Here is a 26,028-nt window from a genome sequence, read left to right as displayed (position 1 = left end):
GGTGGTCTTATGCAAACCGCATTACTCAGCAAACAGCAATTGATGCAAACTGCGCAGCAGAATATGAATTTGATCCAAGAGGTCAATTACACGGATCGACAGAAGTTGGCTTTGACTTGTCGTATTTTATTTGATCATGGTCATGATGCAGGCTTGGCAGGACAAATTACCTGTCGTGCTGAGCAAGAAAATACCTTTATCACGCAGCGTTTTGGTTTGGGTTTTGACGAAATTACTGCCACCAATTTATTGGTCGTGGATCAAGATCTCAAACCTTTAGATCAGCAAAGCATGGCCAACCCAGCCAACCGTTTCCATACTTGGATTTATCAGCAACACCCTGAAGTGAATTGCATTATCCATACCCATCCAACCCATATTGCCGCCTTGTCGATGCTACGTGTGCCACTTGCCATCTCGCAAATGGATACCTGTGCCTTGTATGAAGACTGTTCCTTTGTGGGCGAATGGCCGGGGGTACCTGTCGGTAATGAAGAAGGCATTTTTATTTCCGAAGCTTTGGGAAAAAATCGGGCGGTGTTGCTGTCTCATCATGGTCAATTGGTGGCAGGCAAGAGCATTGAAGAAGCCTGTAATTTAGCGCTGTTGATTGAGCGTGCCGCACGTTTGCAACTGTTAGCCATGGCGGCAGGGCAGATTCAACCGATTCCGCATGAACTGGCAAAAGAAGCCCATGACTGGCTGTCTACCGATAAGCGGAACAAAGTCAATTTTGCCTATTACGCACGTAAAGCGCTGAAAAACCATCAAGAGTGTATAGAGGAGTAAAACACATGAAAATTGAAGGCATTATTGCGTATCCCGTCACGCCATTCAAAGCAGACAGCCAACAGCTTGACCTTGAGGCCTTGAGCATCAGTCTAAATGCATTGCTTGAATCACAATGTGATGCGATTGCACCTTTAGGCAGTGCAGGGGAAAGTGCCTATTTAACTTGGCAAGAATGGCAACAGGTGGCGCAAACCACAATTGAAGTGGTGAATCAGCGTGTTCCTGTGATTGTTGGGATTTCTGAACTGACCACTGCCATGGCGATTCAAAAAGCCAAAAAAGCAGAAGAATTGGGTGCAGATGTGATTATGGTGATTCCTGTTTCTTATTGGAAACTCACCGATCAAGAAATTTATGATTATTATCAGCAGATTGCTGCATCGGTAAAATTGCCGATTATGGTCTATAACAATCCTGCCACCAGTGGGATTGATATGTCACCTGAGTTGATCGTGAAAATGTTTAATGAGATCGACAATATTTGCATGGTCAAAGACAGCACCGGTGATATTCAGCGTATGCATAAGTTTCATGCATTGAGCCACGGAAAATTGCCATTTTATAATGGTTCTAATCCATTGGCGCTAGAAGCCTTCTGTGCAGGAGCAACAGGTTGGTGTACTGCTGCGCCGAATTTACTCGGTGATTTGCCAAAGCAATTATATCAAGCGATTCAACAAGGTGATTTGTCAAAAGCACAGGCGATATTTTATCAGCAATTACCTGTGCTGAGCTTTATTGTCAAAGGTGGCTTACCGAAAACCGTAAAATCGGGACTCAACTTATTGGGCTTCTCGGTTGGTTCGCCAAGATCGCCTTTGCAAGGTGCGACAGGGGCTGAAATTGAGCAGTTAAAAGGCTTGATACAAGCGGCTGTAAAATAATTATGTTGGCGTCAGGTCGAGATTGACCGACCTGACTTAAATATATTCTGAGCAGCTTAAGTTTGAGTTTGACGAAATTGACTGGGTGTAAGCCCACTCCATTTCTTAAAGGCACGGGCAAAGTTGGCAGGTTGTAGATAGCCTAAATACAGTGCAATATCCTGTACTTCCATGTGTGGATTAAGCAATAGCTGTTTTGCCTCTTGATATCTGACTTCATCTAATAAACCTAGATAAGAATAACCCGCTTCATCTAATTTTCGTCTTAAGGTTCTGCTTGATGTATGTAAGCGCTCGGCAACCGTATCTAAACTCGGGTAGCCTTTTTGTGGAACGAGCTGCAACTCAGTTTTGACCTTGAGTCCAATATCTTGAATGGTTTCGGAAAAGCGGATTTGTTCGGCTTCACATTGGGCCAAGGCTTGTTGAAAAGCAGTCGGATCAGCCATTTTGGTGCAGAGGTTAAGGATGGCGGAAGGGTATCGAATTTGGTTGTGAGTTTGATTAAAGCGAACGCTTGGAAGTTGGGGCTGAAAGTTTTGATGGTAGGGCGGTTCAGCCCAGTCGACATGCAGTTCAACATCCGAAAAATCATGTTCGGCTAAGGCCTGTGCTGTGTGAACCACGCCAATCATTAGGCATTCATAAAAGAAGCGTCTCAGCATTTCTGCTTGTGCAAGCTGCTGACTGACCACGGGATGGGTTTGTTGAATTTCAATAATTGAAACGAGATTTTCTTGGTAACAATCAATGCGATAATCTTTGAGCCGCATATTAAAAAATTGACTGGCCAAGGCAATAGCATGTCTGAGCGAGGGGCTGCTCATTAGGGCATAACCCATTGGACCATGCGCAGTTAAACGAAGTTTCAGCCCATATTCATATCCCAGACCACAGTCTTGCGCCAGCCCTAAACTGACCCATGCCAATTTTGACCATTGGATTGGAGTAATACGGGCATCGACTTGATGCAGAAGTGCTGACGGTATTTTGCTTTGGTATAGAATTTCGGAAGCAGAAAAACCTTTTTCAACCATGATTTCTAATAATAAATGTGCATATGAAATCGGGATACTGGCTTTGGACAAGCCATAGGGGTCTTTCATTTTTTTATTTTATGCTGGCCGAAAATGATTAGCAGTATGGCTGAATTACCGCTCACGCTCAAGTTTTAGCTCTTTGATACTAGGGTTATTCTGTTGATCTGAGTATTGGTAATGAGTTTACCTCTTCCTATTAAAGATTCCCCCGTTGTGATTACTGGCGCATCGTCTGGTATTGGCGAAGAACTGGCAAAACAATTTGCAGCACGTGGCTATTCACTTGTTTTAGTTGCGCGACGAGTCGATAAGCTTGAGGCTTTGGCACTGCAGTTACGTCAAAAATATCAAGTTGAAGTACTGCTACGTCCCTGTGATCTCGCGGATCGCGAGGCAAGAACTCAGTTCCGTCACGAGTTGGAACAGCTTGATGTGGCGATTTTATGTAATAACGCAGGCTTTGCCACCTTTGGCCGATTGCAGGACTTAGATGCTGATCGTGAACGTGAACAGACCGAGCTAAATGTGGTGGCGGTGCAGGATCTGACCTTAACGGTATTACCCAACATGATTCAGAAACGACGGGGCGCCATTCTGATTGTTGGCTCTACTTCGGGTCATCAACCCACACCAGCCAATGCCACTTATGCGGCAAGTAAAGCCTTTGCCAACTCTTTTGCCGAATCACTGCATAGTGAACTGAGCGGTACAGGGGTGAGCTGTACCTTATTGGCACCTGGTCCCACCATTACCGGCTTTAATGCAGTGGCAGGGATCAGCAAGATTGATGGAATCGGGGGCAGTCTGGTTTGGGTGACCGCCGAACGGGTTGCCAAAGAAGCCATTCAAGGTATGGCCTGCAATCGTCGAATTGTGATTCCTGGTCTGGTCGCACAGGCACAAACGCTGGGGGGACGTTATACCCCACGCATTATTTTATTGCCGATTTTAAAGCAAGTGTTTTCGAGATTAAAAGCATGAGACAGTTGATTCAAGATTTACGGATACCAATAGGTCTCGCCAACTTGGGCAATAAGCTCTATCACAATGCCCAATATTTAACCGCAGTGGTTGAAGTCAATGAGAAGGCAATGGCGCGTTGGCTGCCTGCTGGAATGAAGCTGGCGAAACCAGCCAGAGCGGATTTGTTTTGTGCTTATTTCCCTGAAAATTTGTATACCGGCGCTTATCACGAAGCGGGACTATTTGTGCATATTCAGGTCGGCAATAAAACAGGCATCTTTTGTCCGTGGATGATTCTGGATGATGATCGCGCCATGATTATCGGCCGTGAGTTGCTGGGTTATCCCAAAAAAATCGGGGAAATCAGTTGGGACAATGATGGTTCACGGATTATCAGCCAAGCATCACGTCGTGGGACGGTGCTGATTGAAATGGACGCCAAACTAGGTGAGGTGATACAGGATGCACCACCTATTTTAGGTTTGCCGCATCGTAATATCACAGGTGGTTTGGGGTTAGGTTTACCTCGGGAAGTTCGATTCACCCCGAAAGAGCATGTTGTTGAAGTGCGTCGTGTAGATATGAAATTACGTTTTACTGGAACAGTGAATGATCCTTTGCATGAAATGGGCTTAGGTAAAGTGGTGGATGCACGCCTACATCGGGTCGATTTATCGGGTGGCCTGATTCCACCGATTCAGATTCCTCGATTACGTACCCTGTTGTTTTTATTGCGTCAATTTAATCCACGGGTTTTATAGAAGATAAATCCTAGATTGAATTAAAGATTTATTTAGAAAAATGAATAAAACAGATGACATCGATCTATATCGATCAGAGTTTGAGGAACAGTAAAAATGACACAATCAAATATTAGCAATTCACCCTTACAACAACCATTAGCTTTGGCATGTGGCATCACTATCCCGAACCGAATTGCAAAGTCTGCCATGAGTGAACAATTGGCTGATCGACATGGCTCGCCCACCACAGACCTACAGCAGCTCTATGCGGCATGGGCCAGAGGGGGTACTGGTTTATTAATCACTGGGAATGTCATGGTTGATCATCGTGCCTTTGTTGAGCCGAGAAATGTGGTGTTGGAAGATGAACAATTCTTACAAGCGCATAAACTTTGCGCCCAAGCAGCACAGGCCAATGGCAGCAAGATTATTATGCAAATTAATCATCCAGGTCGGGTTGCTGTATTGCCTTTATTTAAAAAGCCGATTGCACCCTCAGCTGTGGGGCTAGATTTACCTGCAATGAATCTTATTCGTGTCCCGCGAGCCATGTCTGAAACAGAAATCCTAGAACAAATCCAGCGTTTTGCCAGCACAGCGGCATTGGCGGTGCAGGCTGGCTTTGACGGGGTACAAGTCCATGCGGCACATGGCTATTTGCTATCCCAATTTTTATCGCCTTTGGCCAATACCCGTACCGATCAATGGGGGGGAAATCCAGAAAATCGTCGTCGAATCTTGATTGAAACGGTTCGAGCTGTGCGTCAGGCCATTGGCAAAAATAAAATCCTCAGTGTCAAATTGAACTCTGCCGATTTCCAAAAAGGCGGGCTGAGTCAGGAGGAGTCACTGCATATTGCTTTGGCATTAGCCGCTGAGGGCATAGATTTATTGGAAGTGTCTGGGGGCAATTACGAATCCCCAGCGCAACTGGGCTATGCCCCTGATCGTCAGGTACAGCGCGATGCTTATTTTCTGGATTATGCCACCGCATTGCGCCAACAGAGTCAATTGCCACTGATGTTGACAGGTGGGCTACGCGATGTAGAGGTGATGAATCGTCTGGTGCGTGATGGCACGGTGGATGTCGTCGGTTTGGCTCGTCCTTTTGCCTTACAGCCTGATTTAGCCAAACAGCTTTTGGCAGGAAAATCTGTCACCGAAGCTGCAAAAATCCCAGCTGTTGGCTATAAGCCTATCGATGCTTATCTGCAATTGGCTTGGCATGCAGCTCAATTCCGCCGTATCAGTAGTGGTCAGAGACCAAAGGCGATTAAAGGGCTGATTCGAACATTAGTGGCATTTGGACCGCGTATGGGCTTTAACATTTTGACGCAGGAATAATGCTCGAAGTCTTGTTTACACAAGGAGTTTTTATGAAGGGTTTAATCAAGCAGCACCATCGCATTATTCCTCGACGGCCCGTATTTGATTTTACAGGAACACCGAGCCACTGGATTTATGACGATCCGTTGGCATCGCAGATCCTCAATGTTATTAATCCGATTACCCCCGCACCTGAACGCTGGTTCTGTCAGACCTTCAGAGATGCACTGCCACTAATCCAGGATGAACAGTTAAAAGCAGCAGTCATCGCTTTTATTAAACAGGAAGGGGCGCACAGTCATGGACATATCTTGGGCACGCGACATATTGAGGCCTTGGGGATTGATTTGAGTCAATATAGTCAACTGATGAACTGGATCTTTCATGACATGCTTGGGCAGAAACCATTCGGTTATGAGCTGCGTCACTCTGCTTTGAAATTGAGATGGTTACAGACCCGCCTTGCCATGGTTGCCGCTGCGGAACATCTCACGGGGGTATTAGGGCATTGGGTACTCAATGCACAAGGTTTACAACAAGCGCCTGTCGATGAGGAAATGCTACGCTTGTTGCAATGGCATGGTGCCGAAGAGGTAGAGCATCGTGAAGTCGCCGATGCCATGTTTCGGCATCTCAGTAATAATATGCTGCTGCGAACAGTGACGGCTGCTGTTACCTTTCCTTTATTTATTGTATTGGCCTATGTGGCTGTGGAAACCTTGGTTGCCAAAGATCTACAATTACCGCAGCGTTTTCGTTTTAAAGATTATTTGCGTGCTGCCCGACAGGATCGCGTGCCGCGTGTGGGTGATGTCTTGGCTGCTTGCTTACGCTATTTTAATCCCAAACATAGTCCATTACATGAAGGGTCAACAGAACAGGCACTGGCTTATTTAAATCAAATGCCAGCATTTAAGCCAGCATAAATCACAAGCCAAAGTTGAGTTTTAAGCGATGCCCGCCATCATCATTTGAATTGCAGCATCGCTATATTTTTTTAACAGATTGGCATCTTCAGGTGCAGATAAGAACTTAAATGCACCGGCGATAATCATGCCGACTATGGCATGTCCGGTCATCTCAGTATCCAGATCCGCTTTTAAATAACCACATTTTACCCCATTTTTTAAATAGTCTGCGGTGAGGAGGCCACCGAGATGCAGCAGGTTATGCACTTGGGCGGTCATTTCTTTATCAATCGAGGTCGCTTCAAGCAAAATCAAACGTACCGCACGTGGATTGTCCTTGGCAAATTCCTGAAATTTACTGGAAATCCGTTCGCATTGGATGCGATAAGCCTCCAGTGTGGATACCGCATCTGGTGCATTTTCATCGGCCAATAAGGCGGTTATTTTGAACATGGTATCGACAATGACTTTATCCAGAATGTCTCTTTTATTCTCAAAATGACGATAGAAAGTGCCGTGACCAATACCCAGTCTTTTGGCAATGTCAGAGATCGCAGTTTGATGATAACCGCGTTCAGAAAATTCCAAAAAAGCAGCTTCAATAATTTCTGCTTGTAATTGAATACGTTGGCGTTCAGCACGCGAGAGAGTTGTTTGATCATTCATGCTAAAAATTTTATCAGAACTTTATCGGAAATACGATAAAACAAAATTAACTAAAATTGACACATCATTCCGTAAATGACATTATGTTCCGAGTTGGTGGTTTTTTGACTAATGAAAGGAACTGGACATGGGAAAAAAATACAGTTTTTCAAATAAAGTGGTGTTGATCACAGGTGGTGGGCGAGGGATTGGTTTAGCCACCGCCGTTGCCTTTAGAAAACTCGGTGCCAAAGTAGCGATTGGCGATATTGATCTGGAGTTGGCACAACAAGCCGCCACTAAAGTGCAAGGATTTGGCGGCTATTTAGATGTGCGTTCACAGAACTCTTTTCATGACCTCATTGTGCAGATTGAAAAGCAATTGGGTCCCATAGATATTTTGGTCAACAACGCTGGCATTATGCCAATGGGGGCGATGGTCGAGGAAAGCCAAGCCATCACCGATGCGCAAATTGATATCAACTTGCGTGGAGTGATTCATGGCATGAAAGCGGTATTGCCCAAAATGCTGGAGCGACAAATGGGTCATATCGTCAATGTCGCTTCGCTAGCAGGTAAATATCCGATTCCGGGTGCTAGTATTTATTGCGCGACCAAATTTGCTGTGGTGGGTTTAACCGCATCGATGCAACAAGAGCTTAGAGACACGCCGATTGGCTTATCGGCAGTGTTACCATCTAAAGTTTTGACTGAATTGTCCTCTGGTACGGGTGACAGTTTGCCGATTCCGACGGTAGAACCACAAGATGTGGCGAATGCGATTATTCAAGCCATCGCACATAATCTAGCTGAAATTGCGGTGCCGAATTATTTAACCCACACCCCGAAAGCCTATGGGTTGGTGCCGCATTGGTTAAATACCGGATTCCGAAAACTGATCGGGGATGACCATATTTTAAAAGGCTTGGATCAGAATGATCGCAAAGCATATAGCCAACGTTTAAGCCAATTGGCACAGACAAAATAAGGATTAAAACTCATGGCGAAGATCGAAAAATTTCATGTGGTGATTATCGGGGCTGGCTTTGCAGGGATTGGTGCAGCCATTAAATTACAGCAAGCGGGTTTTACAGATTTTGTGGTCTTGGAAAAAGCTGATGAAATTGGCGGTGTTTGGCGTGCCAACACCTATCCGGGGTGTGCTTGTGATGTACCGTCAGCGTTATATTCCTATTCTTTTGCACCGAATCCACAATGGAGTCGGGTCTTTGCTCAGCAGCAAGAAATTAAGACCTATATACAAAATGTTGCACAGCAATTCGATGTGAAAAACTATGTGCGCTTTGGCTATGAAATGCTGGAAAGTGCTTGGGATGATCAGGCCAAGCATTGGGTGGTGAAAACCAATCAAGGTCTCATCCACGCCCGTTTTGCGATTATGGCGGGTGGGCCAATGCATCAACCTGTATTGCCTAAAATTAAAGGTTTAGAGACATTTAAAGGGGCTCAGTTCCACTCGGCAGAATGGAATCATGATGTTGACTTAAACGGAAAAAAAGTTGCCGTTGTCGGTGCAGGCGCGTCTGCAATTCAATTTGTACCTGAGATTCAAGCTCAAGTTGCGAAACTTACTTTGTTACAGCGTACCCCACAATGGGTATTGCCAAAAATGGATCAAAGCCTGCCAAAACTTGCTCAGGCACTGTTTAAAGTGCTTCCAGTCACACAACGTTTAACCCGTTATGGTGTTTATGGGGTGTTCGAATCGTTAAATTCTAGTATGCATCATCCAAAACTGGTCAGTCAGATTGAACGCTTAGCTAAATTGAATATTCGTTTAGGGGTGAAAGATCCCGAGCTACGAGCAAAACTGTTACCTGACTTTACCATTGGCTGCAAACGGGTGTTACAGTCCAATCAATGGTATCCCGCATTGGCAAAGCCGAATGTAGAGGTATTGCGCTGTGGGGTGGAAGAAGTGCGTGGCAATACTTTGATCGCCAGTGATGGATCGCAACATGAGGTTGATGCGATTATTTTTGGCACAGGCTTTGAAGTCAGTAATCCGCCAATTGCCAAACAGATCCGTAATAAACATGGCAAAAGCATGGACGAAGTATGGCAAGGCAGTGCCCAAGGCTACCTCGGTACAGTTGTGGAAGGCTGCCCAAATGCCTTTGTCATGTTTGGTCCTAATATTGCGGTCAGCTCATCGGCACTGATTATCATTGAAGCACAATTGGCATATATATTGGATATGCTGAAAAAAGTACAGGCGCAGCAGATTGAAACTGTTGAAATTCGTGCTGAGGTATTGGAACAATACAATGATGAAATCCAAGCGGCATTAAAAAATACGGTCTGGAATACCGGTGGATGTAGCAGCTACTTTATCGATCGGAATGGTCGTAACAGTACCTTATGGCCGTGGACCACCTTTGAGATGCGTGCTCGCTTGGCACAATGCGATCTGAACGATTATGTGCTTGGTTTTGCTGAGTCTGAATCTGAGAAAAAAGCCAGTTAAATGATGACTCGATGAAGTCTTCAACAGGAGCACATGATGCAGCAAAAGATGATTGAAACAGGCGTAAAAATGAGTTTGCGACTGAGTTTTAAGCTGGCCAGTGGTTTGGCTTTACCTTTTCCGATCTTGCGTGGTGCAATGGAAGTGGGCTCTCGTATTTTTAAACCCAGAGCCGATGTTGTTATACAAAAGATTAAATTGAGAGATGCACAGGATCAACGTATTGTTCCTGTCGAAGTGGCAAGGCCTGCGGGTGAGGTGCAAGGGATATTATTGCATTGTCATGGAGGTGCTTTTTTTGCAGGTTCATCACGAACCCATCGCGCACTGTCTACCGAATTGGCTGCACGAGCCAAGGTCAACGTGTATATGCTGGATTATCGACGTGCGCCTGAACATCCTTACCCAGCAGCATTGGAAGATGTGAGGTCAGTCTATCAACATTTATTGAGTGATGGCTGGAAGCCTGAGCAAATTATTTTGGGTGGAGATTCAGGTGGATGTGCCTTGGCCTTAGCATTCGCGGTGGGATTAAGAGAGGTAGGGCAGATTTTGCCTGCGGGTATGATCATGATCTCGCCTTATGTGGATATTACTTTGAGTTCAGCTTCAGTATTTAAAAATGCCAAACGAGATCCAATGATTCGCGCCTATGCCTTAAAACGGGGTGGGGATGGATATCGTGGGCAATTACGATCTAATGATCCACGTATTTCGCCTATTTTTGCTGATTTGAGCGCTCTTCCACCGATATTGATTCAAGCAGGCAGTGAAGAGATTCTTGTGGATGATGCGATCAATCTGGCTGAGCGTGCCCAACAATCAGGTGTGAAGGTTCATCTGCATGTCTATAAAAATATGTGGCATAACTTTCAGATGTTTAATCGCTTTGTGCAAAAATCTGAACAGGCCTTAGATGAGATTGGTGATTTTATTCAAGCGACATTGGCAAAGACATAAGCTTCACGTTCTAGACTTTTTAAACGGTTCATTTTAATTTTTTAACATTTATATAAATCGCTGATTGATCTTAAAAATAGACAATAATCCACATATAAGAAATAAAACATCAGCTCAATTCGTTTAGAGGCTGCTTTTTTGCGTTCTGGTTATTAGCCAAGCTTATCTTTGTTTGGTTGAATGATGTTTTAAGAACAGCCATAGCCATTCTTAAAACCCCTTGTGATGATTATTGTGTTACGCCTCCACCCAATACTTTATAGAGTTCAATCTGATTGTTGAGCCGTGCCTGTTCCAGTAATAACAAACTTTGCTCAGCAGCATAATGAGAACGTTGTGCATCCAAGACACTTAAATAACTATCAATCCCTGCACGAAAGCGCGTATTAGACAGTTTGTAGTTCCGATTGGCCGCATCGACTAAGCGCTGTTGTGCAGTAATCCGTTCATCCATATAGGCACGTGTGGCAAGGCTATCATTGACTTCTTTAAAGGCAGATTGAATGGATTTTTCATAATTCGACAGCGCGATTTGCTGCTCGATTTTTGAAATCTTAAGATTGGCCTGACGGGTGCCCCAGTCAAAGATTGGCAGATCCAGACTGGGACCAATCGACCAGACATTGCCTGATTTAAACAGATCACTGAGTTGAGTTGATGCATAACCTGCTGAGCCTGTTAATCGAATGCTGGGAAATAAGGCAGCTTTGGCAACTGCAATATTGGCACCTGCTTCGTGCAATTGATATTCAGCAAGTTTAAGATCAGGACGATTATTGAGTAAATCACTGCTTAAACCTGTGCTTAAAACTGCGTTGGTGCTGATGTTTTTAACGGGTTGTTGTGGCAATAGATCAACAGGAAGCTGCTGCCCCACCAACAGATTAAGTAAATTTTGCGCCTGCATCACCTGCGTTTGATAGTTGGCCGCATCATGACGTGCAGTTTCGACTGAGATCTGTGCCTGACGCAGGGGGATTTCACTGTCAGTGCCCGCATCGAAACGTTTTTGATTGAGCTGATAGGCATTCAATTGTGTCGCAAGGGTTTGTTGGGCAAGTTTTAACTGTGCATGGGCAAAGGCATAATCCAACCAAGCTTGGCTGACCTGACTGACCAAACTGATTTGCATAGCATCACGCGCACTTTGGGTCGCCAGATAACGATCCAGTGCCGCATCTTTCAGATTGCGAACCCGTCCCCAAAAATCCAGTTCATAAGCTGTCAAACCAAGGTCAACTTGCAAGCTTGAACGGGGATTGTTGGGATCAAGGGTCGGAGAGACTTGGCGAAGCAGCTCTGCACGGCCAGTAATTATCGGAAACTGATCATTTTTCCTGATCTGATAGTATTGCTGTGCGCGCTGAATATTCAGGCTGGCGCTGCGTAAATCACGGTTATGACTGAGGGCTAGTTCAATCACCTGCACCAAACGTGGATCAGCAAGAAACTGCTGATAGCCTTGGGATGCAATGGAACTGCCTTGAATCGAATGGTCATAACTGTTTGGAATATCAGCACTGACGATGGGTGGTTGTGGTTTAAGATTTTGGCAACCACTCAGTGACATGCCCAAAGCTGCCATGATCAGTCCAGTACTCATCATTTGCTTGTATGAATGATGCTGGGAGCTTTTGGCGAAGACTAGATCGTTATTCATGCTTGAGACTCCATTGCATCAATTTTCTGTAGTTCCTGTACACGAGCCGAACTTTGGTTATGTTGACGTGCCAGCAGACTATAAATGGTGGGCAATACAAACAGGGTGAAGAATGTGCCAATCAACATACCGCACACAATCACCAATCCAAGACCAAAACGGCTATGTGCGCCCGCACCTGTGGCAAACAGTAGTGGAATAAGACCAAACACCATCGCTGCCGTGGTCATCAGAATCGGGCGTAAGCGAATTTGTGCCGCTTTAAGGATGGCGGCCTGTTTATTCAGTCCTTCATGCAGTTGCAACTCATTGGCAAATTCAACCATGAGGATGCCATGCTTACTAATCAAACCGATCAGGGTGACCAAACCAATTTGGGTATAGATATTGACGGTGGCATAACCGAGTGCCAAGGGTATCAAGGCACCGCAAATCGATAGGGGCACGGTAATTAAAATAATGAACGGGTCGACTAGACTTTCATATTGCGCGGCCAAGACCAGATAAATCACCACCAATGCAGCCAAAAATGCAAACAACAGCGTATTGCCTTCCTGCATATACTGACGGGCATCGGCTTGCCAGTCATGGCTGAAACCCGTCGGTAACTCAGCCGTGACTTGTTCAAGGAACGCTAAGGCTTGGCCGAGAGAAACGCCAGGCGCAGGTATGGCTTGGAAGGTTGCGGCATTCTGTTGGTTAAACTGCGTCAGTTTATTCGGCTCGACTTGTTCATTCAGACGGACCACGGTAGATAGTGGAATCAATGTCCCCTGATCAGTGCGTACAAATTGCTGGGTCAACGCTTGTGGGGTCAGACGCTGGCTTTTGATACTTTGAGGAATGACATCATAAGCGCGGCCTAACATACTAAAACGATTGACATAGTTTTCACCCACAAGGGTCGCCAGTGCCTCACCAATATCTTGCATCCGAATACCCAAGCTGTTGGCTTTGGCGCGATCGACTTCAATTTTCAGCATTGGATTATTGAAATCGAGATCACTGTCTACCACCACAAACAAGCCACTTTCACGAGCTTTTTGTTTGATATTTTCCATGGTTTGATAAATGGTGGCATAGTCTTGGGCACTACGCAGCACCATTTGTACAGGTAAGCCACCTGTTGAACCGGGCAAAGCTGGATTTTGGAATACAAAAATACTGGTACCTTCTACAGCACCGACCTTGGCTTGCAGTTCCTGCTGTAGATCATCGGCAGAGCGCGTACGTTCAGCCCATGTGGATAAGGTGGTGCCACCAAAACTGGCCGCTGGGCCGTCCGTACCATTAATAATCCATGTGGTGCTGGTTTCAGGCAGTGTCCAGAACACTTTATCCAGCTCATAGTTAAAGTGTTCGGCATAGTTTAAGTTGGCATGTTGTGGTGCCTTAATCGCAGTTAGCACACTGGCTTGATCTTCTAATGGTGCCAGTTCCTTTTGTGGGAGTTGATAAAGAAAAGGCAGGCTGGCAAAAACAGCAATGGCAAAGACCACAGTGATCCAACGATGCTGCAATGAAAATTGCAGTAAGCGGTGATAGACATGAGTTAAACGTTCAAAAAACCATTCAGCAGCTTTAGCCATGCGGCCTTCTTCCTGCTTGGATTGCAGCAGATAAGAACTCATCACTGGGGAGAGGGTGAGGGCAATAATCCCTGAGACCAAAACTGCGCCCGCCAAGGTCAGTGCAAATTCCTTAAATAATGAACCTGTTAATCCACCCATCAGACCAATCGGCGCATAGACGGCAGCAAGGGTAATGGTCATGGCAATCACGGGGCCTGCGACTTCACGTGCACCTACCAGTGCGGCGGCAATAGGTGACAAGCCTTCTTCAATATGGCGGTGTACATTTTCCACCACCACAATGGCATCATCCACCACCAGTCCAATTGCCAGTACCATCGCTAATAAGGTCAGTAAGTTGATACTAAAGCCAAAAATCAGCATCAGGCCTAAAGCGCCCAGCATTGAGAGTGGAATTGTCACCACAGGAATCAAGACACTACGAAGTGAACCTAAGCACAGATAGATCACAGCAATGACAATAATCAGGGCTTCGATAAAGGTATGCAGCACTTCATCAATCGAAGCATCAATAAAACGTGCGGTTTCATAAGCCAGATTGGCTTTGACACTCGGCGGTAAGGTTTTCTGTATCTCAGGCAATTTATCCTTGATGCCTTGAACAATCACCAGTGGATTACCTGTTGGAGTGGCCTGTAAACCAATAAAAATTGCGGGTTGCCCATCCATTGAGGCACTGGTTTCGGTAGATGCTGCACCGAGTTCAACCGTGGCGACATCCTGCAAACGAATCAGGTTCTGCCCATCATTACGGATCACCAGATTTTTAAAGTCTTGAATACTGGTTAGCTCGGTTGACACGTTGACATTGGAAACCACCAATTCACCTTTGATTTGACCGGGGGCGGCTTGGTAGTTGTTTTGACGAATCGCACTGGCGACATCGGCAGCGGTCACGCCACGACTGGCCAAACGGTCTGCATCCAACCAGATCCGCATCGCGAGGCGTTGGCTACCATAGGTTTGAACTTTTGCCACGCCTTCAATGGTGGATAGCATCGGTTCAACCACCCGTGATAGGTAGTCGGTCAACTCGGGCATAGACAGTTGTTCACTGGAAAAGCCGATATAAGCCACGTCGGTCGATTCGCCTGAGGAGCGTTCAATCACAGGGTCAAATGCCTGTTCTGGCAATTTATAGCGAACTTGGTTGACCTTGGCCATGACTTCGGTCAGGGCTTGAGTGGAGTCTCGGTTGAGTTGCATACGCAGGGTGATGACACTGCGCCCTTGTACTGAGGACGAACTAAGATAATCAATGTCTTCAACCGAAGAGACCGCTTGGGCAATCGGTTGCGTGACAAAACCTTGCATCAGTTCAGCCGATGCACCTGGATATTCGGTACTGATACTGATGGTTGAACTTTCTAATAAAGGATACTGGCGGATCGGCAGTTTATTTAGGGAGAATAGACCTGCCAATAAAATCAGGGTACTGACCACCAGAGCCAATACGGGACGTTTCACAAAAAGATCGGTAAATTTCATCTGAGTTTCTCCCTAAACCTTTGTTTTGGCTTTGGAAGATGGGACTTGCTCTAGGCTATTCGCCGTCGGCTCGATTTGCATGCCATCACTGAGTCGAACTTGACCTGAAACCACCACTTGGTCACCTGCTTTAACACCAGATTGCACTTCGACCCAACCTTGATGACGTTCGCCGAGTTCGACCGCAACACGTTGTACCGTTTGTTTCTGTTGCTCATGTTTCACCAGAAAAACAGTATTGCCATAGGCGGTATACGTAATTGCAGTTTCAGGGATGACCAAACTTGGCAGGTTGGCTTCCTGTATTTCCAGTTTTGCGTACATACCTGGTTTTAACTGCTGATGTTGATTATTGAGTAGTGCCTGTCCGGTCATGGTTCTGGATTTACTCACCATTGGATCAATTGCATTTACTACGGCAGAAAAGCTTTGTTCGGGGAAGGCATCTATTTTTAGTTGAACGGCTTGGCCTGTTTTTAACCGTGCAGCCAGTTGTTCATCCAGTGTGAAATTGGCAAGCAGTTGCTGTGTATCCACTAAATTGGCAATACTCGTGCCTGCTTCAAGGTATTGTCCTTGATGCACTTGGCGAATACCAATCACGCCAGAGAAGGGCGCACGAATGGACTTTTGTTCAATCTGGGCTTGAAGTTGCTGGATTTCAGCACGGGTCATATCTCGGTCAGCTAGCGCCGTATCTAGTTCCGCACGTGAAATCGCATTGCTATCAATTAGCTGTTTGGTGCGGTGATAGGTCATTTCTGCCTGTTTCAGCTTGGCTTGTAGCCGACCTAAATTGCCTTGCTCAACATTGGTTTTTAGTTGAACCAGTAATTGTCCCTTTTTGACGGATTGTCCTGATTGAAAATAAATCTGTTCAATCACGCCAGTCGTTTCAGCAGACACTTGGACTTGTCGTATCGCTTCTAACTCGCCAATACTGGACAGAATGCGCGGTGTAACTTGTTGTTTGACTGTTGTCAGCGCGACTTTGACCGGTGGATAACTGTAGCTGGAAGCATTCTCTGCGGAGCGGGATTTAAAATAAAAATAAGCGGCTACAGCAATGACAATTAAAATGCTGATAATCAGCAAAATACGCAGTTTGGTTTTCATGCGATCACTCCAACATCTTGCAGCTGTTGACGAAAATGGCTGGCAATAGCAGTACCGAATAAGCCACCAATCACTGAAATATGTTCAAGTGCAAAATAAAGCGAGATTTGTGCTTGTAGCCCTGACATGTTCCAAAAGGTATGTACCAGTACAATCGTTATCACTAAAAAAACAGAGAGTAGGGCGGCGCCTAACCAAAGGTAGCGATCAAACAAAATACTGTAAGCACCCACAAGTAAAATCAGTGCAGAGGCATAATTAAACAACCAGATCGGTTTTAGACCAGCAGCTTGCATTTCCTGAAACCCTGTTTCCACATCAAGGACTTTACTGAGACCTGAGCTAAAAAATAACAGTGCCAAAAAGCATCGGCTAATGATCCATAACCATTGGCTTTCCAAACTTAATTTAATGAAGTATGGCATGAGAGTATTTCCCGAATAGAATCAGACTGAATGCTGAAAAACATTAAAAATGAATTGCTTAATTGCATTTAATGATGCAGTGCCAAGCAGTCTAAAACCTCAAGTTATATTGAGGTCAATGGGGAAACTAGAAAATTAGAGATCGGAAAAGGGCTCTATCAAAAGTATTGGGATGACAACTTCGGTCGATACTTCTGTGTTTTTTATGAGAGGGGAAGTTAAGCAAATGACTTGTTTTGACTCATGCTACAAGGCTTTAAATTGACAAATCACGTTGCCATAAATTATAAAACCTAAAGTAATCTTGAGATATTGAACCATGACACCCGAACGAAAAATTGATATCAATCGGATGCTGACAGTTGGGGAAGTGGCTAAACGAAGTGGTGTCGCGGTTTCAACCTTGCATTTTTATGAGTCCAAAGGATTGATTAAAAGTATTCGAACCAATGGCAATCAACGTCGTTATCCTTTGTCTGTGCTGCGCTATATCGGAATTATTAAGGTCGCGCAAAAAGTTGGAATTTCATTAGAAGAAATTAAAAAAGCGTTGAGTGTTTACCCAATAGGCAGCAAATTAACGGCGGAGCAGTGGGCAGAATTATCCACTTGTTGGCGTAAAGACTTGGATGAACGTATTCAAAAGCTGACTCGTTTACGAGATGAAATGGATTGGTGCATTGGCTGTGGGTGTTTGTCTTTGGAACAATGCCGTTTGCGTAATCCAGAAGATATTCTAGCAGAGTTAGGCTCAGGTCCCCGTATTTTAGAACGTGAGGATGATTCAATTATAAATTTTTGAGTAATTGAAAAATAATAATTAGCATAGTTTGGTTGAGGGTGTGCTTTATATCGATTACAGAAAGTACAGGTGGAAAGTATCACTTTAACTAAGCTCCTGTCCTGAATTGACCTGCATTGATACTTTGACAGGTTTAATTCCCATCTTGATCAATTGATGATTCGTTTTCTTTTTTGGCCTAAAAAATCAAATAAATATTAAACAATTGTGAATTCTGCATTTATTTTTGTATTGATAATAATAATGATTCTTATTTAATTAATTGTAGCATTATGAACAATCAGCTTAGACAATCTGCTTTAAATATTGCGATAAAATCGATTCTTATTTTCGGGGCCTTCTCACATCATGCTTGGGCGCAAGAACAGGACGCAAGCGTACTCCCAACCATTAAAGTTGCAGCCGATGATGAAAAAACGGAAGGCAGTGAAAGCTTCCAAGCGAAATCATCTCGGACATCCTCCAAGTTAAAACTTTCCTTAAAAGAAACACCACAATCCGTCAGTGTCATTACACGTGAACAAATTGAGCAACGTAATCTGAATATTATTGATGATGTACTTGCAGCCACACCGGGTGTTACGGTCACTAAAAATGATAGTGAACGCTCAAACTATTCCGCACGAGGCTATGCGATCAGTAATCGTCAAATTGATGGCATGCCAATTGGTGAGAACAGCCCACGTGTTGATAGCTTTTTCTTTGACCGTATTGAGGTGATAAAAGGGGCAACAGGTTTAACAGGATCTACAGGAAACCCTTCTGCAACCATCAATATGATTCGTAAACGGCCTGCAAAAGAACTGACAGGCTCGGTTGCCACGTCATTTAGTCGCTGGAATACCATTCGAAATGAAGCTGATGTTTCTATCCCTTTAACAGCTGATGGCAGTGTGCGTAGCCGTGTGATGGCAGCACGTCGAGAGGGAGAATCCTATATGGATTATTACTCTCTGGAAACCTTGGCTGCGATGGCGATGGTTGAAGCGGATATCACGGATAAATTAACAGGCAGTATTGGTTTTCAATATCAAGACAACCAACCACGTGGTTCAACGTGGGGAACTGTACCGTACTGGAATCAAGATGGTTCGCTGGCTAATTTACCGCGTAATTTCAGCTTGGCAAATCGTTGGAATACCATTAGCCAAAGCGACAAAACTGTATTTGCTGATTTGACTTATAAATTTGATAACAACTGGATGATTAAGGCAGCTGCCTCACATTCCTTGTCCAAAAGTTTCTGGTTAATGTCTTATGGTGGTTCTGGTTTTCCAAATCAAAATGATGGAACAGGGGTTGGGGTTTGGTCAACGGTATATCCAACATCCGACTCTAAAAAAACAAGTTTAGAGTTGTTCGCCAGTGGGCCGTTTAAATTATTTAATCGTGAACATGAATTGGTGATTGGTGGAAATGGCTTTGATCGTTCTACAGACAGCCCGGGTGGATTCATTGATGGGATTGCCAGTAATCAATTGACTTGTACCAAGAAAGTGAACGGGGTAACGCTACCTTCTAATAATATTGGTGATACTTGTGTAATTAATGATTGGCGGACATGGGATGGTAATATGACGCCTAAACCTGGCTATAGTGTTATTCCATCAACCAAAGACGCAAAACAACGTAATTATGGTGCATACAGTACCTTAAAGCTAAACCTGACAGATGACCTGAAATTGATTGTAGGGGGACGCTATAGTGATTATTCGGCAACCAATGGTACCAAAAGTGATGTGAAAACCGATGCTTTCACACCGTACTTTGGTACCACTTACGCGATTAACGATATTGTAACGGCCTATGCCAGTTATACCGATATGTTTAATCCAAGTAGTCAAAAGGACCGTAATAACAGTTTCTTAGAACCTGAAACAGGTAAAAGCTATGAGGCGGGCTTAAAAGCCAGTTTATTGGATGATCAACTTTTGGCAACCGCTGCTGCATTCTGGTCAAAAAAGGAGAATGTTGCGGTTCGTGATGAAGAAGCAATTGTAGCAGGTATTAAAACCGATGATGGTGGTGATCCAATGAAAGCTTCGGGGGAAGGCCTAAAAATTGAAGGTTTTGAGTTGGAAGCAATTGGACGCATTACACCAACGTGGAACATTACCGCAGGCTATACTTATGTGAATAGTATCAGTTCAGAAACCGTAAAGGCTTCAACCACGCTTCCTCAGAATCAAGTCAAAATCTACACCAACTTCAAACTCCCTGAACAGCTATGGGACGGTGCCAATAAATTCAATATTGGGTTTGGTGTGAATTGGCAAAGTGAGGTGGTAAGTAAATCGACCAGTGCGCCTAAAAATTCTGATGGTTATGTACGACAAGATGCATACTTCTTGGCGAGTGCCAATATAGGTTATACCTTCAGTGAGTCATTTAGCGCAAACCTACAAGTGAATAACTTATTTGATGAAAAATATTATCAACAGGTTGGTTTCTATAATGGTGTTTATTGGGGCGAACCACGTAATGTAACTTTATCGCTGCGTGCTAGATTCTAAAAATGGGAAATATAGATTTTTAGCTATTAATTGAAAATAAAGGTGTATCTATAACGGTATGCCTTTATTTCAATAAAAGCTAAGTTTTAGCTGAACTGAAATATTATTTGCTCATTCACTTCCTATTAATCCTCTTATAAAAAATAGCATTGACTGAAAAAAATGAAACAAGCTTTAGATTGTTCGATTGGTGTGTTTAGTAAAAAAATGAATTGACTCAAAGTTATAGGCTAGGTTGGCCCAATTCGGTAAAATAAATCCAACAAAAATGTGACGTAAATTGTCATAAATAGACGGTTCTGTATGGACATGAAATCTATATTTTGATTAAAATTCGCTAAATTTAAGCAGATAATCTATAAAAAGATGTCGAATAATATATTTCAAGCTTTAGAGGGTTTGGGGCTTACAGCACAGAAACGTGCTATTCATGCTCAGTTTTCAAATTCATCTTTGAATAGCCAAGTTTTCTTGCAACGTATTGATGGTCTACATCAGCTGAATCATGGTATTGATCTACAGTTACTTTGCCTTTCGACCAATGCAGTTATCCCTTTAAAAAGTTTTATCGGTAGTCAGGTTGCGATTGATATTGTGACCGATAAAGCTGAACTTACACGTATTACAGGTATTATTACTCAAGCTGATATTGGTGCAAGTGATGGTTCACTGACGATTTATCGACTTGGTGTACAAGACCCGACAGCATTATGGAAACATCGTCGTAATAGCCGTGTTTTTATGGCGAAATCAGTGGTCGATGTGATTCAGACCATTTTTCAAGAATGGCAGAGCAAAAGTCCATTATTTGCTGCTAGTTTAAGCTTGGATTTAACCGGCTTAAGCAAACAATATGATATTCGCCCATTTATCATGCAGGGCAATGAAACAGATTATGATTTTCTGACGCGTTTGCTGCGAAGTGAGGGGATTAACTGGCTGATTGATGAAGCACAACTGAAGGTATCCAGTTCAAGCGAACACATCCAGCCACAGAAACTCCGATTAATCGATGACAATAATCAATATAAAGCCTTAGACCGTCGTAACATTCGCTTTCATCGCAGTAGTGCCACTGAAACACAGGATAGCATCACCGCATTTGTGGCACAGCGCTCACTACAACCGAGTGCGGTACACGTGCAACGTTGGCAAGCTGATGCTTTAGAACAAGATGAAGGTGCAGGTAGTGTTCAAAGTAAACATAGCCATAGTGATCAGCACGATAACCAACAACTTGCTTTAGAGCAGGCATGGCATTTTTCACCTGCATGGATTCAAGATTTAAACGGTGAGGATGGTACGACCAAAGCAGGTAATGCTCAAATTGAGAAACTGAATCAGAATTTAAGCCAATATTATGATTCGCAGGCTAAGCAATTTGTTGCGACATCTACAGTACGCGATACACATGTCGGCTACTGGTTTGAACTGAATGAACATCCAGAAATTGATCAACATGATGGTGCAGATAAAGAATTCTTGATCAGCTCAAAAAGCTTTTATAACCAAAATAACTTACCTAAAGATTTAAATGATCAAGTGATGGCTTTGCTACAACAAAGTCATTGGCAAAGTAGTTCTTTTCAGCATGCTGCATCTGATGAACGTCAAGCGAATCAACTGATATTGCAACGACGTAATATTAGTCTAGTTCCTGAGTACAACCCGTTACAGCATCGACCTGCAACCCATCCACAACGCGCTAAAGTCGTAGGGCCAAGCGGTGAGGAAATTCATGTGGATGAATGGGGACGGATTAAAGTTCGATTCCTGTTTACCCGAGCCGATGATCACAGTCATGATGGTGGTGCAGGTGCCAATGACAATGATACCGATTCTGCATGGGTGGATGTATTAACGCCGTGGGCAGGTGAAGGCTACGGTGCACGTTTCTTACCAAGAATTGGTGAGATCGTGGTGATCAACTTCTTTGATGGCAATATTGATCGTCCTTATGTGGTCGGACGGATTCATGAAGCCCAACGCAGTCCAACTAAATTCGATCATACAGGTAAGCTGCCTGATACCAAGAAATTGGCAGGGATCAAGTCCAAAGAATACCAAGGCGAAGGCTTTAACCAACTGCGGTTTGATGACACCACGGGTCAGATCAGCGCGCAACTACAAAGTAGTCATGCTGCCAGTCAGTTGAACTTGGGTAAACTGAGTAATCCCAAAGACAAGGCTGAAAGTGAAGACCGTGGAGAAGGCTTTGAACTGCGTACTGATCAATGGGGAGCTGTGCGTGCAGGGCAAGGCTTACTTGTTAGCACACAAAAGCAGGATCAGGCACAGGGTGAGCATCTGGATGCACAGCCTGCCAAGCAGCAGCTCGAAGGCAACCAAAGCAATGCCAAAGCATTAAGTGAAGTTGCCAAGAACCAGCAAACCGATGAAATTGAATCACTTGATCAGTTAAAAGCGTTTGCTGATCAGATTCAGGACAAGATCGCAAAATTCGAAAAAGCTTTATTGCTGTTAAATTCACCTGCGGGGATAGGTCTAAGTACCAATGAAGATATTCATCTCTCAGCAGATGGGCAAATTAATCAGATTGCGGGTGATAGTATTAATCTGAGTACGCAAAAGAATCTGGTTGCCCATGTCCAGAACAGGATCAGCCTGTTTGCTGCGCAGAATGGGATTAAGCAGGTGGCTGCTAAAGGTAAGTTTGAGGTACATGCCCAGTCGGATGGAATGGATTTACTTGCCAAGCAAGGGATTCAAATTATTTCGACCGAAGACCGTATTGAAATTACCAGTCCTAAGGAAATTGTATTTACCGCACAGAGTTCGCAACTCAAGCTGAATGGTTCAGGGATTTTTCCGACCACGGGTGGCAAGTTTGAGGTGAAAGCGGGGCAGCATTTGTTTATGGGTGGAGGTACAGTAAAACAGAATTTGCCAATTTTTCCAGCTCTTTCAATGCCTAAGAATCTGCTTGAATTTAGAAAGGTATATGCAGATGGGACACCTAGCCCTAACATCCCTTATACAATTCATTTGCCTGATGGAACTACACAACAAGGTAAAACGGATTCAAATGGTATGGCATTTTACGCTGATCAAAAAAATGGACGTGCTGTTATCGAATATGGTGATGACAGAAATCCATTGGAGTCAGCATTAGAAATGAAGTTTGAGCAAGAGTTAGATAACTTATTTAAAACTGAAATTTTTGTACTTCCACTTGTAGACGATCAATCAGAAGAATAATTATGGATATGTTACAGACACTTAGTGGTTATCAAAATCAGCTTCAGAGAAGCTTTAATCAATCTATCAATGGTTTGCAATCCAATTTTAATCAAACCGCACAATGGGTAGAGAAGGAGCTGAATGAACTTATCGCAGAATATGGTAAGTCGTTGGATGGCGCTCAAAGTTGGGTTAAAAGTTTCATTTATGGTGAGTTCAATACAGATGAACGTCCTGTTTCTGTCATTGTAACTGAAATGCTCGCAGGTTTTGTTCCCGGGACGGTTCTTGTATTTAGTGCCCGAGATGCGATCGCGGTTATCATGAGGATGCTAAATGATCCAAAGAAACAAGATGAAGTACAGGAGTGGATGCTTTTAGCTGTTTATTTGCTACCGTTTGTTTTAGTTGGTGCGACTGCCGCGACAGGTGCTGCAACAGGCGGTGCTGGAGGAGCATTTTTTGGAGGCGTTGGTGCCGCTCCAGGTGCAGGAGCTGGTGGTGTTCTTGGTGGGGCTATCGGAAGCGAAATTGGAAATGTTGTTAAGTGTGTAGGACTTTTTCTTATTAAAAGAACGCCTCATTTAGCAACTATTATTTCTAAGCTCAATGGCTTTATGAAGGGCAATGTAGTTCCAACATTGAAGAAGATAAAGTACTCAGATTACGCTAGCGCTGTTACGAATATTATTACCTCGATACTTAATCAATTACTTGGTTTGGTCAAACGTGTTAAGTCATTGTTGAGTTACGGCGCAAAGATCAATTGGATGGGCTTAGGATGGGCCAAATCTATTTACTTAAGAATGGAGCGATTTGAAGCGGTTTTAATTTCAATGATTCAGAAATCAGCGATCAAAATTAAACAGGGCTTTAAAGAGTTTGACGAACATTTACAGGACTTATTAAAGCAATCGGTCAAGTATGAACCTGCTTATGCTACAGTTGGAACCAAGGTAAAACCTGTTCCTACACCAACACAAACGGTTAGGCCTTCTTTCCCGCAAACAACTAAAGCGAATGTGGTACATACAGCAGCCGCATCTAATAAAAGTGCATCAGGCACTAAAACACCTGAAAATGTTCATCAGCCAAAAGTAAAAGAGCCGATTACCAAGAAGATGCCTGAGACAAAGGTAAAATGCTTTAATCCTGTTAATACATCTTCTGCAAGAAAAAATGCGGATAAGATGATTAAAGAAAACTATCCGAAGGACAGTAACAGTTTAGCGGTTGAAGAATACTTAAATAAAGAGACTGATTGGCAGTTGGCAAATCAGCAAAAAGGTCTCAATGAGATGAGTGTAGAGGACTATATACAAGGGCGAAAAGCTTTTGATACAGAGGGTCGTGGAGGTGGTGTACCAGCAGCTACAGCTAGAGAAGAATATGGAGAAAGTTTAACAGAGAAATATAAGAAAGAGTATGAGAAACAGGGCGTTGGTGCTAGGGAAGCAAAGAAAATGGCCCAAGATAAGTCTGGTCGAATTATGAATGAAATGGCTGCCTTACATAACCCAGATCAGATCGTGGGTGGGGCAAATAAAGTGGATACTAAAGCAATCGGGCTAAAGAATGTCAATTCTTCTATTGGTAGTCAATGGAAAACCAGGGTTCAAACATTAGATGAAGCGGCAGCAAAAGTTCCTGTAAGTGAAAGAAGTTCGACAGGAATGAATGCAAAACTGGAAAGGTGTAAGAAATGAGTGAGTTTATAATGGATGAAAATTTTGAAATTTTTTATCATGATGAAGGTTTTGGACCGCCAGTTTGTGTAGAGTCCGTACCAGAAGAAACTCTTAAAAAGTATCAAGGCAAACTACCAAATCAACTGCTTGAATATTGGAAAGCTTTTGGTTTTTCTGGTTGGGGGAATGGATTGTTCTGGTTGGTTAACCCAGAAGACTATCAAGATGTATTAGATGCTTGGTTAGAGCATATAGAGTTACCTCCACATGAAGAATATTTTGTTTTTGGTCGTAGTGCATTTGGTGATCTTATTATCTGGGGGACGATACATGGTCGCTGTTTAAAAATTTCTTCGGTCACTTCGCAAATTTTTCCAAATATGGAAAAAATGGAACAGGGTGAGGAAGACTTTATACTACGTAACTATATTTCAACCCCGACGAAGAAGACATTTGATTTTAAAGACTATAAGAATAAGCCTTTATTTGATCGGGCTGTGAAAAAGTATGGCGTACTAAAACCGAATGAAGTGTTTGGTTTTGAACCCGCTTTGATTTTAGGTGGGGAAGCTAAACTAGAGAATGTACGCAAGCTACCCATTATTTCACATCTACAATTGTTAGCCTCTCTTGATACGCCAAGAATGATGCTAGATATTGGTCAGTTTGTGGACGAGCAAGGTTTAGGAAAAGATGATTAAAGCCCGTAAGGGCTTTTTTTATGTCATTTTATATTTTTAAAAATGATATAGAGCATGATTTTTAAAGTTACAGCTGACGCAACTGGAAAAATG

Annotated in this window: 20 protein-coding genes; 14 read left to right on the top strand and 6 right to left on the bottom strand. The window is 43.6% G+C overall.

Annotation, left to right across the window (positions count from 1 at the left end):
* Positions 1 to 9: 9 nt before the first annotated feature.
* Positions 10 to 789: an aldolase gene (locus FPL17_RS09225; protein ID WP_159884685.1), complete on the top strand. Its 780-nt coding sequence runs from the start codon at positions 10 to 12 to the stop codon at positions 787 to 789.
* 5 nt (positions 790 to 794) lie between these two features.
* Positions 795 to 1,676 carry a dihydrodipicolinate synthase family protein gene (locus tag FPL17_RS09220; RefSeq protein WP_159884683.1) on the top strand — a complete coding sequence of 294 codons (882 nt, stop codon included), beginning with the start codon at positions 795 to 797 and terminating at the stop codon, positions 1,674 to 1,676.
* A 56-nt stretch (positions 1,677 to 1,732) separates the two neighbouring features.
* Here the strand turns inward: FPL17_RS09220 and FPL17_RS09215 are convergent, their stop codons facing one another.
* On the bottom strand, positions 1,733 to 2,782 hold the full coding sequence (locus tag FPL17_RS09215) for a helix-turn-helix transcriptional regulator (RefSeq protein WP_159884681.1): 1,050 nt from the start codon (positions 2,780 to 2,782) through the stop codon (positions 1,733 to 1,735).
* Between the two features lie 111 nt (positions 2,783 to 2,893).
* Here FPL17_RS09215 and FPL17_RS09210 point away from each other — a divergent pair, with 111 nt between their 5' ends.
* From FPL17_RS09210 to FPL17_RS09195, 4 genes are all read left to right on the top strand, one after another.
* Positions 2,894 to 3,697 carry an SDR family NAD(P)-dependent oxidoreductase gene (locus tag FPL17_RS09210; RefSeq protein ID WP_159884678.1) on the top strand — a complete coding sequence of 268 codons (804 nt, stop codon included), beginning with the start codon at positions 2,894 to 2,896 and terminating at the stop codon, positions 3,695 to 3,697.
* The gene (locus FPL17_RS09205) at positions 3,694 to 4,440 is read left to right on the top strand and encodes an acetoacetate decarboxylase family protein (protein WP_159884676.1); all 747 of its coding nucleotides are present in this window, start codon (positions 3,694 to 3,696) and stop codon (positions 4,438 to 4,440) included. The genes FPL17_RS09210 and FPL17_RS09205 overlap by 4 nt, the downstream gene beginning before the upstream one ends.
* Before the next feature lie 96 nt (positions 4,441 to 4,536).
* On the top strand, positions 4,537 to 5,766 hold the full coding sequence (locus FPL17_RS09200; RefSeq protein WP_159884674.1) for an NADH:flavin oxidoreductase/NADH oxidase family protein: 1,230 nt from the start codon (positions 4,537 to 4,539) through the stop codon (positions 5,764 to 5,766).
* A 32-nt stretch (positions 5,767 to 5,798) separates the two neighbouring features.
* The gene (locus FPL17_RS09195) at positions 5,799 to 6,674 is read left to right on the top strand and encodes a metal-dependent hydrolase (protein ID WP_159884672.1); all 876 of its coding nucleotides are present in this window, start codon (positions 5,799 to 5,801) and stop codon (positions 6,672 to 6,674) included.
* Between the two features lie 21 nt (positions 6,675 to 6,695).
* Here FPL17_RS09195 and FPL17_RS09190 read toward each other — a convergent pair whose 3' ends face one another.
* Entirely contained in the window at positions 6,696 to 7,322 is a 627-nt protein-coding gene (locus tag FPL17_RS09190) for a TetR/AcrR family transcriptional regulator (protein ID WP_004805327.1), read from the bottom strand.
* Between the two features lie 127 nt (positions 7,323 to 7,449).
* Between FPL17_RS09190 and FPL17_RS09185 the strand changes: the two genes are divergently transcribed.
* Genes FPL17_RS09185 through FPL17_RS09175 form a run of 3 tightly spaced genes read left to right on the top strand, consistent with a single transcriptional unit; the run spans position 7,450 to position 10,749 of the window.
* Positions 7,450 to 8,289: an SDR family oxidoreductase gene (locus FPL17_RS09185; protein ID WP_159884670.1), complete on the top strand. Its 840-nt coding sequence runs from the start codon at positions 7,450 to 7,452 to the stop codon at positions 8,287 to 8,289.
* A 12-nt stretch (positions 8,290 to 8,301) separates the two neighbouring features.
* Positions 8,302 to 9,789 (top strand): flavin-containing monooxygenase, encoded by a 1,488-nt coding sequence (locus tag FPL17_RS09180; protein WP_159884668.1) that lies wholly within the window; start codon positions 8,302 to 8,304, stop codon positions 9,787 to 9,789.
* Positions 9,790 to 9,825: 36 nt separating this feature from the next.
* A complete protein-coding gene (locus FPL17_RS09175) occupies positions 9,826 to 10,749 on the top strand; it encodes an alpha/beta hydrolase (protein ID WP_159884666.1) in 924 nt (307 codons plus the stop codon).
* A 229-nt stretch (positions 10,750 to 10,978) separates the two neighbouring features.
* Here FPL17_RS09175 and adeC read toward each other — a convergent pair whose 3' ends face one another.
* The 4 genes from adeC to FPL17_RS09155 are packed head-to-tail and all read right to left on the bottom strand — an operon-like array spanning position 10,979 to position 17,030.
* Entirely contained in the window at positions 10,979 to 12,409 is a 1,431-nt protein-coding gene (gene adeC / locus FPL17_RS09170) for an AdeC/AdeK/OprM family multidrug efflux complex outer membrane factor (protein WP_276529327.1), read from the bottom strand.
* Positions 12,406 to 15,489: a MexW/MexI family multidrug efflux RND transporter permease subunit gene (locus FPL17_RS09165; protein WP_159884664.1), complete on the bottom strand. Its 3,084-nt coding sequence runs from the start codon at positions 15,487 to 15,489 to the stop codon at positions 12,406 to 12,408. Before FPL17_RS09165 ends, adeC begins: the two co-directional genes overlap by 4 nt.
* Positions 15,490 to 15,501: 12 nt before the next feature.
* Positions 15,502 to 16,605: an efflux RND transporter periplasmic adaptor subunit gene (locus FPL17_RS09160; RefSeq protein ID WP_159884662.1), complete on the bottom strand. Its 1,104-nt coding sequence runs from the start codon at positions 16,603 to 16,605 to the stop codon at positions 15,502 to 15,504.
* Positions 16,602 to 17,030 carry a DoxX family protein gene (locus tag FPL17_RS09155; protein WP_159884660.1) on the bottom strand — a complete coding sequence of 143 codons (429 nt, stop codon included), beginning with the start codon at positions 17,028 to 17,030 and terminating at the stop codon, positions 16,602 to 16,604. Before FPL17_RS09155 ends, FPL17_RS09160 begins: the two co-directional genes overlap by 4 nt.
* Positions 17,031 to 17,349: 319 nt before the next feature.
* Here FPL17_RS09155 and soxR point away from each other — a divergent pair, with 319 nt between their 5' ends.
* The 5 genes from soxR to FPL17_RS09130 all read left to right on the top strand — a co-directional run bounded on the left by soxR (position 17,350) and on the right by FPL17_RS09130 (position 25,935).
* Positions 17,350 to 17,832 carry a redox-sensitive transcriptional activator SoxR gene (soxR, locus tag FPL17_RS09150; RefSeq protein WP_159884658.1) on the top strand — a complete coding sequence of 161 codons (483 nt, stop codon included), beginning with the start codon at positions 17,350 to 17,352 and terminating at the stop codon, positions 17,830 to 17,832.
* A gap of 272 nt (positions 17,833 to 18,104) precedes the next feature.
* Positions 18,105 to 20,345, top strand: coding sequence for a TonB-dependent siderophore receptor (locus FPL17_RS09145; RefSeq protein ID WP_159884656.1), 2,241 nt, complete (start codon positions 18,105 to 18,107; stop codon positions 20,343 to 20,345).
* A gap of 366 nt (positions 20,346 to 20,711) precedes the next feature.
* Positions 20,712 to 23,564 (top strand): type VI secretion system Vgr family protein, encoded by a 2,853-nt coding sequence (locus FPL17_RS09140; RefSeq protein ID WP_159884654.1) that lies wholly within the window; start codon positions 20,712 to 20,714, stop codon positions 23,562 to 23,564.
* Positions 23,565 to 23,566: 2 nt separating this feature from the next.
* Entirely contained in the window at positions 23,567 to 25,252 is a 1,686-nt protein-coding gene (locus FPL17_RS09135; RefSeq protein ID WP_159884652.1) for a polymorphic toxin type 15 domain-containing protein, read from the top strand.
* A complete protein-coding gene (locus FPL17_RS09130; protein WP_159884650.1) occupies positions 25,249 to 25,935 on the top strand; it encodes a GAD-like domain-containing protein in 687 nt (228 codons plus the stop codon). The genes FPL17_RS09135 and FPL17_RS09130 overlap by 4 nt, the downstream gene beginning before the upstream one ends.
* Positions 25,936 to 26,028: the final 93 nt, after the last annotated feature.

This window comes from Acinetobacter dispersus (assembly GCF_009884975.1).
GTDB lineage: Bacteria > Pseudomonadota > Gammaproteobacteria > Pseudomonadales > Moraxellaceae > Acinetobacter > Acinetobacter dispersus.
The sequence above is the reverse complement of the archived record's forward strand: the minus strand, read 5'-3'. Positions and strand labels throughout refer to the sequence as shown.

What these genes read in the sequence shown, in the direction of transcription:
- FPL17_RS09215 (WP_159884681.1), bottom strand. Translation starts at nt 2,782, where the DNA reads ATGAAAGACCCCTATGGCTTGTCCAAAGCCAGTATCCCGATTTCATAT.
- soxR (WP_159884658.1), top strand. Translation starts at nt 17,350, where the DNA reads ATGACACCCGAACGAAAAATTGATATCAATCGGATGCTGACAGTTGGG.
- FPL17_RS09140 (WP_159884654.1), top strand. Translation starts at nt 20,712, where the DNA reads ATGTCGAATAATATATTTCAAGCTTTAGAGGGTTTGGGGCTTACAGCA.
- FPL17_RS09145 (WP_159884656.1), top strand. Translation starts at nt 18,105, where the DNA reads ATGAACAATCAGCTTAGACAATCTGCTTTAAATATTGCGATAAAATCG.
- FPL17_RS09210 (WP_159884678.1), top strand. Translation starts at nt 2,894, where the DNA reads ATGAGTTTACCTCTTCCTATTAAAGATTCCCCCGTTGTGATTACTGGC.
- FPL17_RS09130 (WP_159884650.1), top strand. Translation starts at nt 25,249, where the DNA reads ATGAGTGAGTTTATAATGGATGAAAATTTTGAAATTTTTTATCATGAT.
- FPL17_RS09155 (WP_159884660.1), bottom strand. Translation starts at nt 17,030, where the DNA reads ATGCCATACTTCATTAAATTAAGTTTGGAAAGCCAATGGTTATGGATC.
- FPL17_RS09135 (WP_159884652.1), top strand. Translation starts at nt 23,567, where the DNA reads ATGGATATGTTACAGACACTTAGTGGTTATCAAAATCAGCTTCAGAGA.
- FPL17_RS09200 (WP_159884674.1), top strand. Translation starts at nt 4,537, where the DNA reads ATGACACAATCAAATATTAGCAATTCACCCTTACAACAACCATTAGCT.
- FPL17_RS09205 (WP_159884676.1), top strand. Translation starts at nt 3,694, where the DNA reads ATGAGACAGTTGATTCAAGATTTACGGATACCAATAGGTCTCGCCAAC.
- FPL17_RS09165 (WP_159884664.1), bottom strand. Translation starts at nt 15,489, where the DNA reads ATGAAATTTACCGATCTTTTTGTGAAACGTCCCGTATTGGCTCTGGTG.
- FPL17_RS09185 (WP_159884670.1), top strand. Translation starts at nt 7,450, where the DNA reads ATGGGAAAAAAATACAGTTTTTCAAATAAAGTGGTGTTGATCACAGGT.
- FPL17_RS09190 (WP_004805327.1), bottom strand. Translation starts at nt 7,322, where the DNA reads ATGAATGATCAAACAACTCTCTCGCGTGCTGAACGCCAACGTATTCAA.
- FPL17_RS09220 (WP_159884683.1), top strand. Translation starts at nt 795, where the DNA reads ATGAAAATTGAAGGCATTATTGCGTATCCCGTCACGCCATTCAAAGCA.
- FPL17_RS09160 (WP_159884662.1), bottom strand. Translation starts at nt 16,605, where the DNA reads ATGAAAACCAAACTGCGTATTTTGCTGATTATCAGCATTTTAATTGTC.
- FPL17_RS09180 (WP_159884668.1), top strand. Translation starts at nt 8,302, where the DNA reads ATGGCGAAGATCGAAAAATTTCATGTGGTGATTATCGGGGCTGGCTTT.
- FPL17_RS09175 (WP_159884666.1), top strand. Translation starts at nt 9,826, where the DNA reads ATGCAGCAAAAGATGATTGAAACAGGCGTAAAAATGAGTTTGCGACTG.
- adeC (WP_276529327.1), bottom strand. Translation starts at nt 12,409, where the DNA reads ATGAATAACGATCTAGTCTTCGCCAAAAGCTCCCAGCATCATTCATAC.
- FPL17_RS09195 (WP_159884672.1), top strand. Translation starts at nt 5,799, where the DNA reads ATGAAGGGTTTAATCAAGCAGCACCATCGCATTATTCCTCGACGGCCC.
- FPL17_RS09225 (WP_159884685.1), top strand. Translation starts at nt 10, where the DNA reads ATGCAAACCGCATTACTCAGCAAACAGCAATTGATGCAAACTGCGCAG.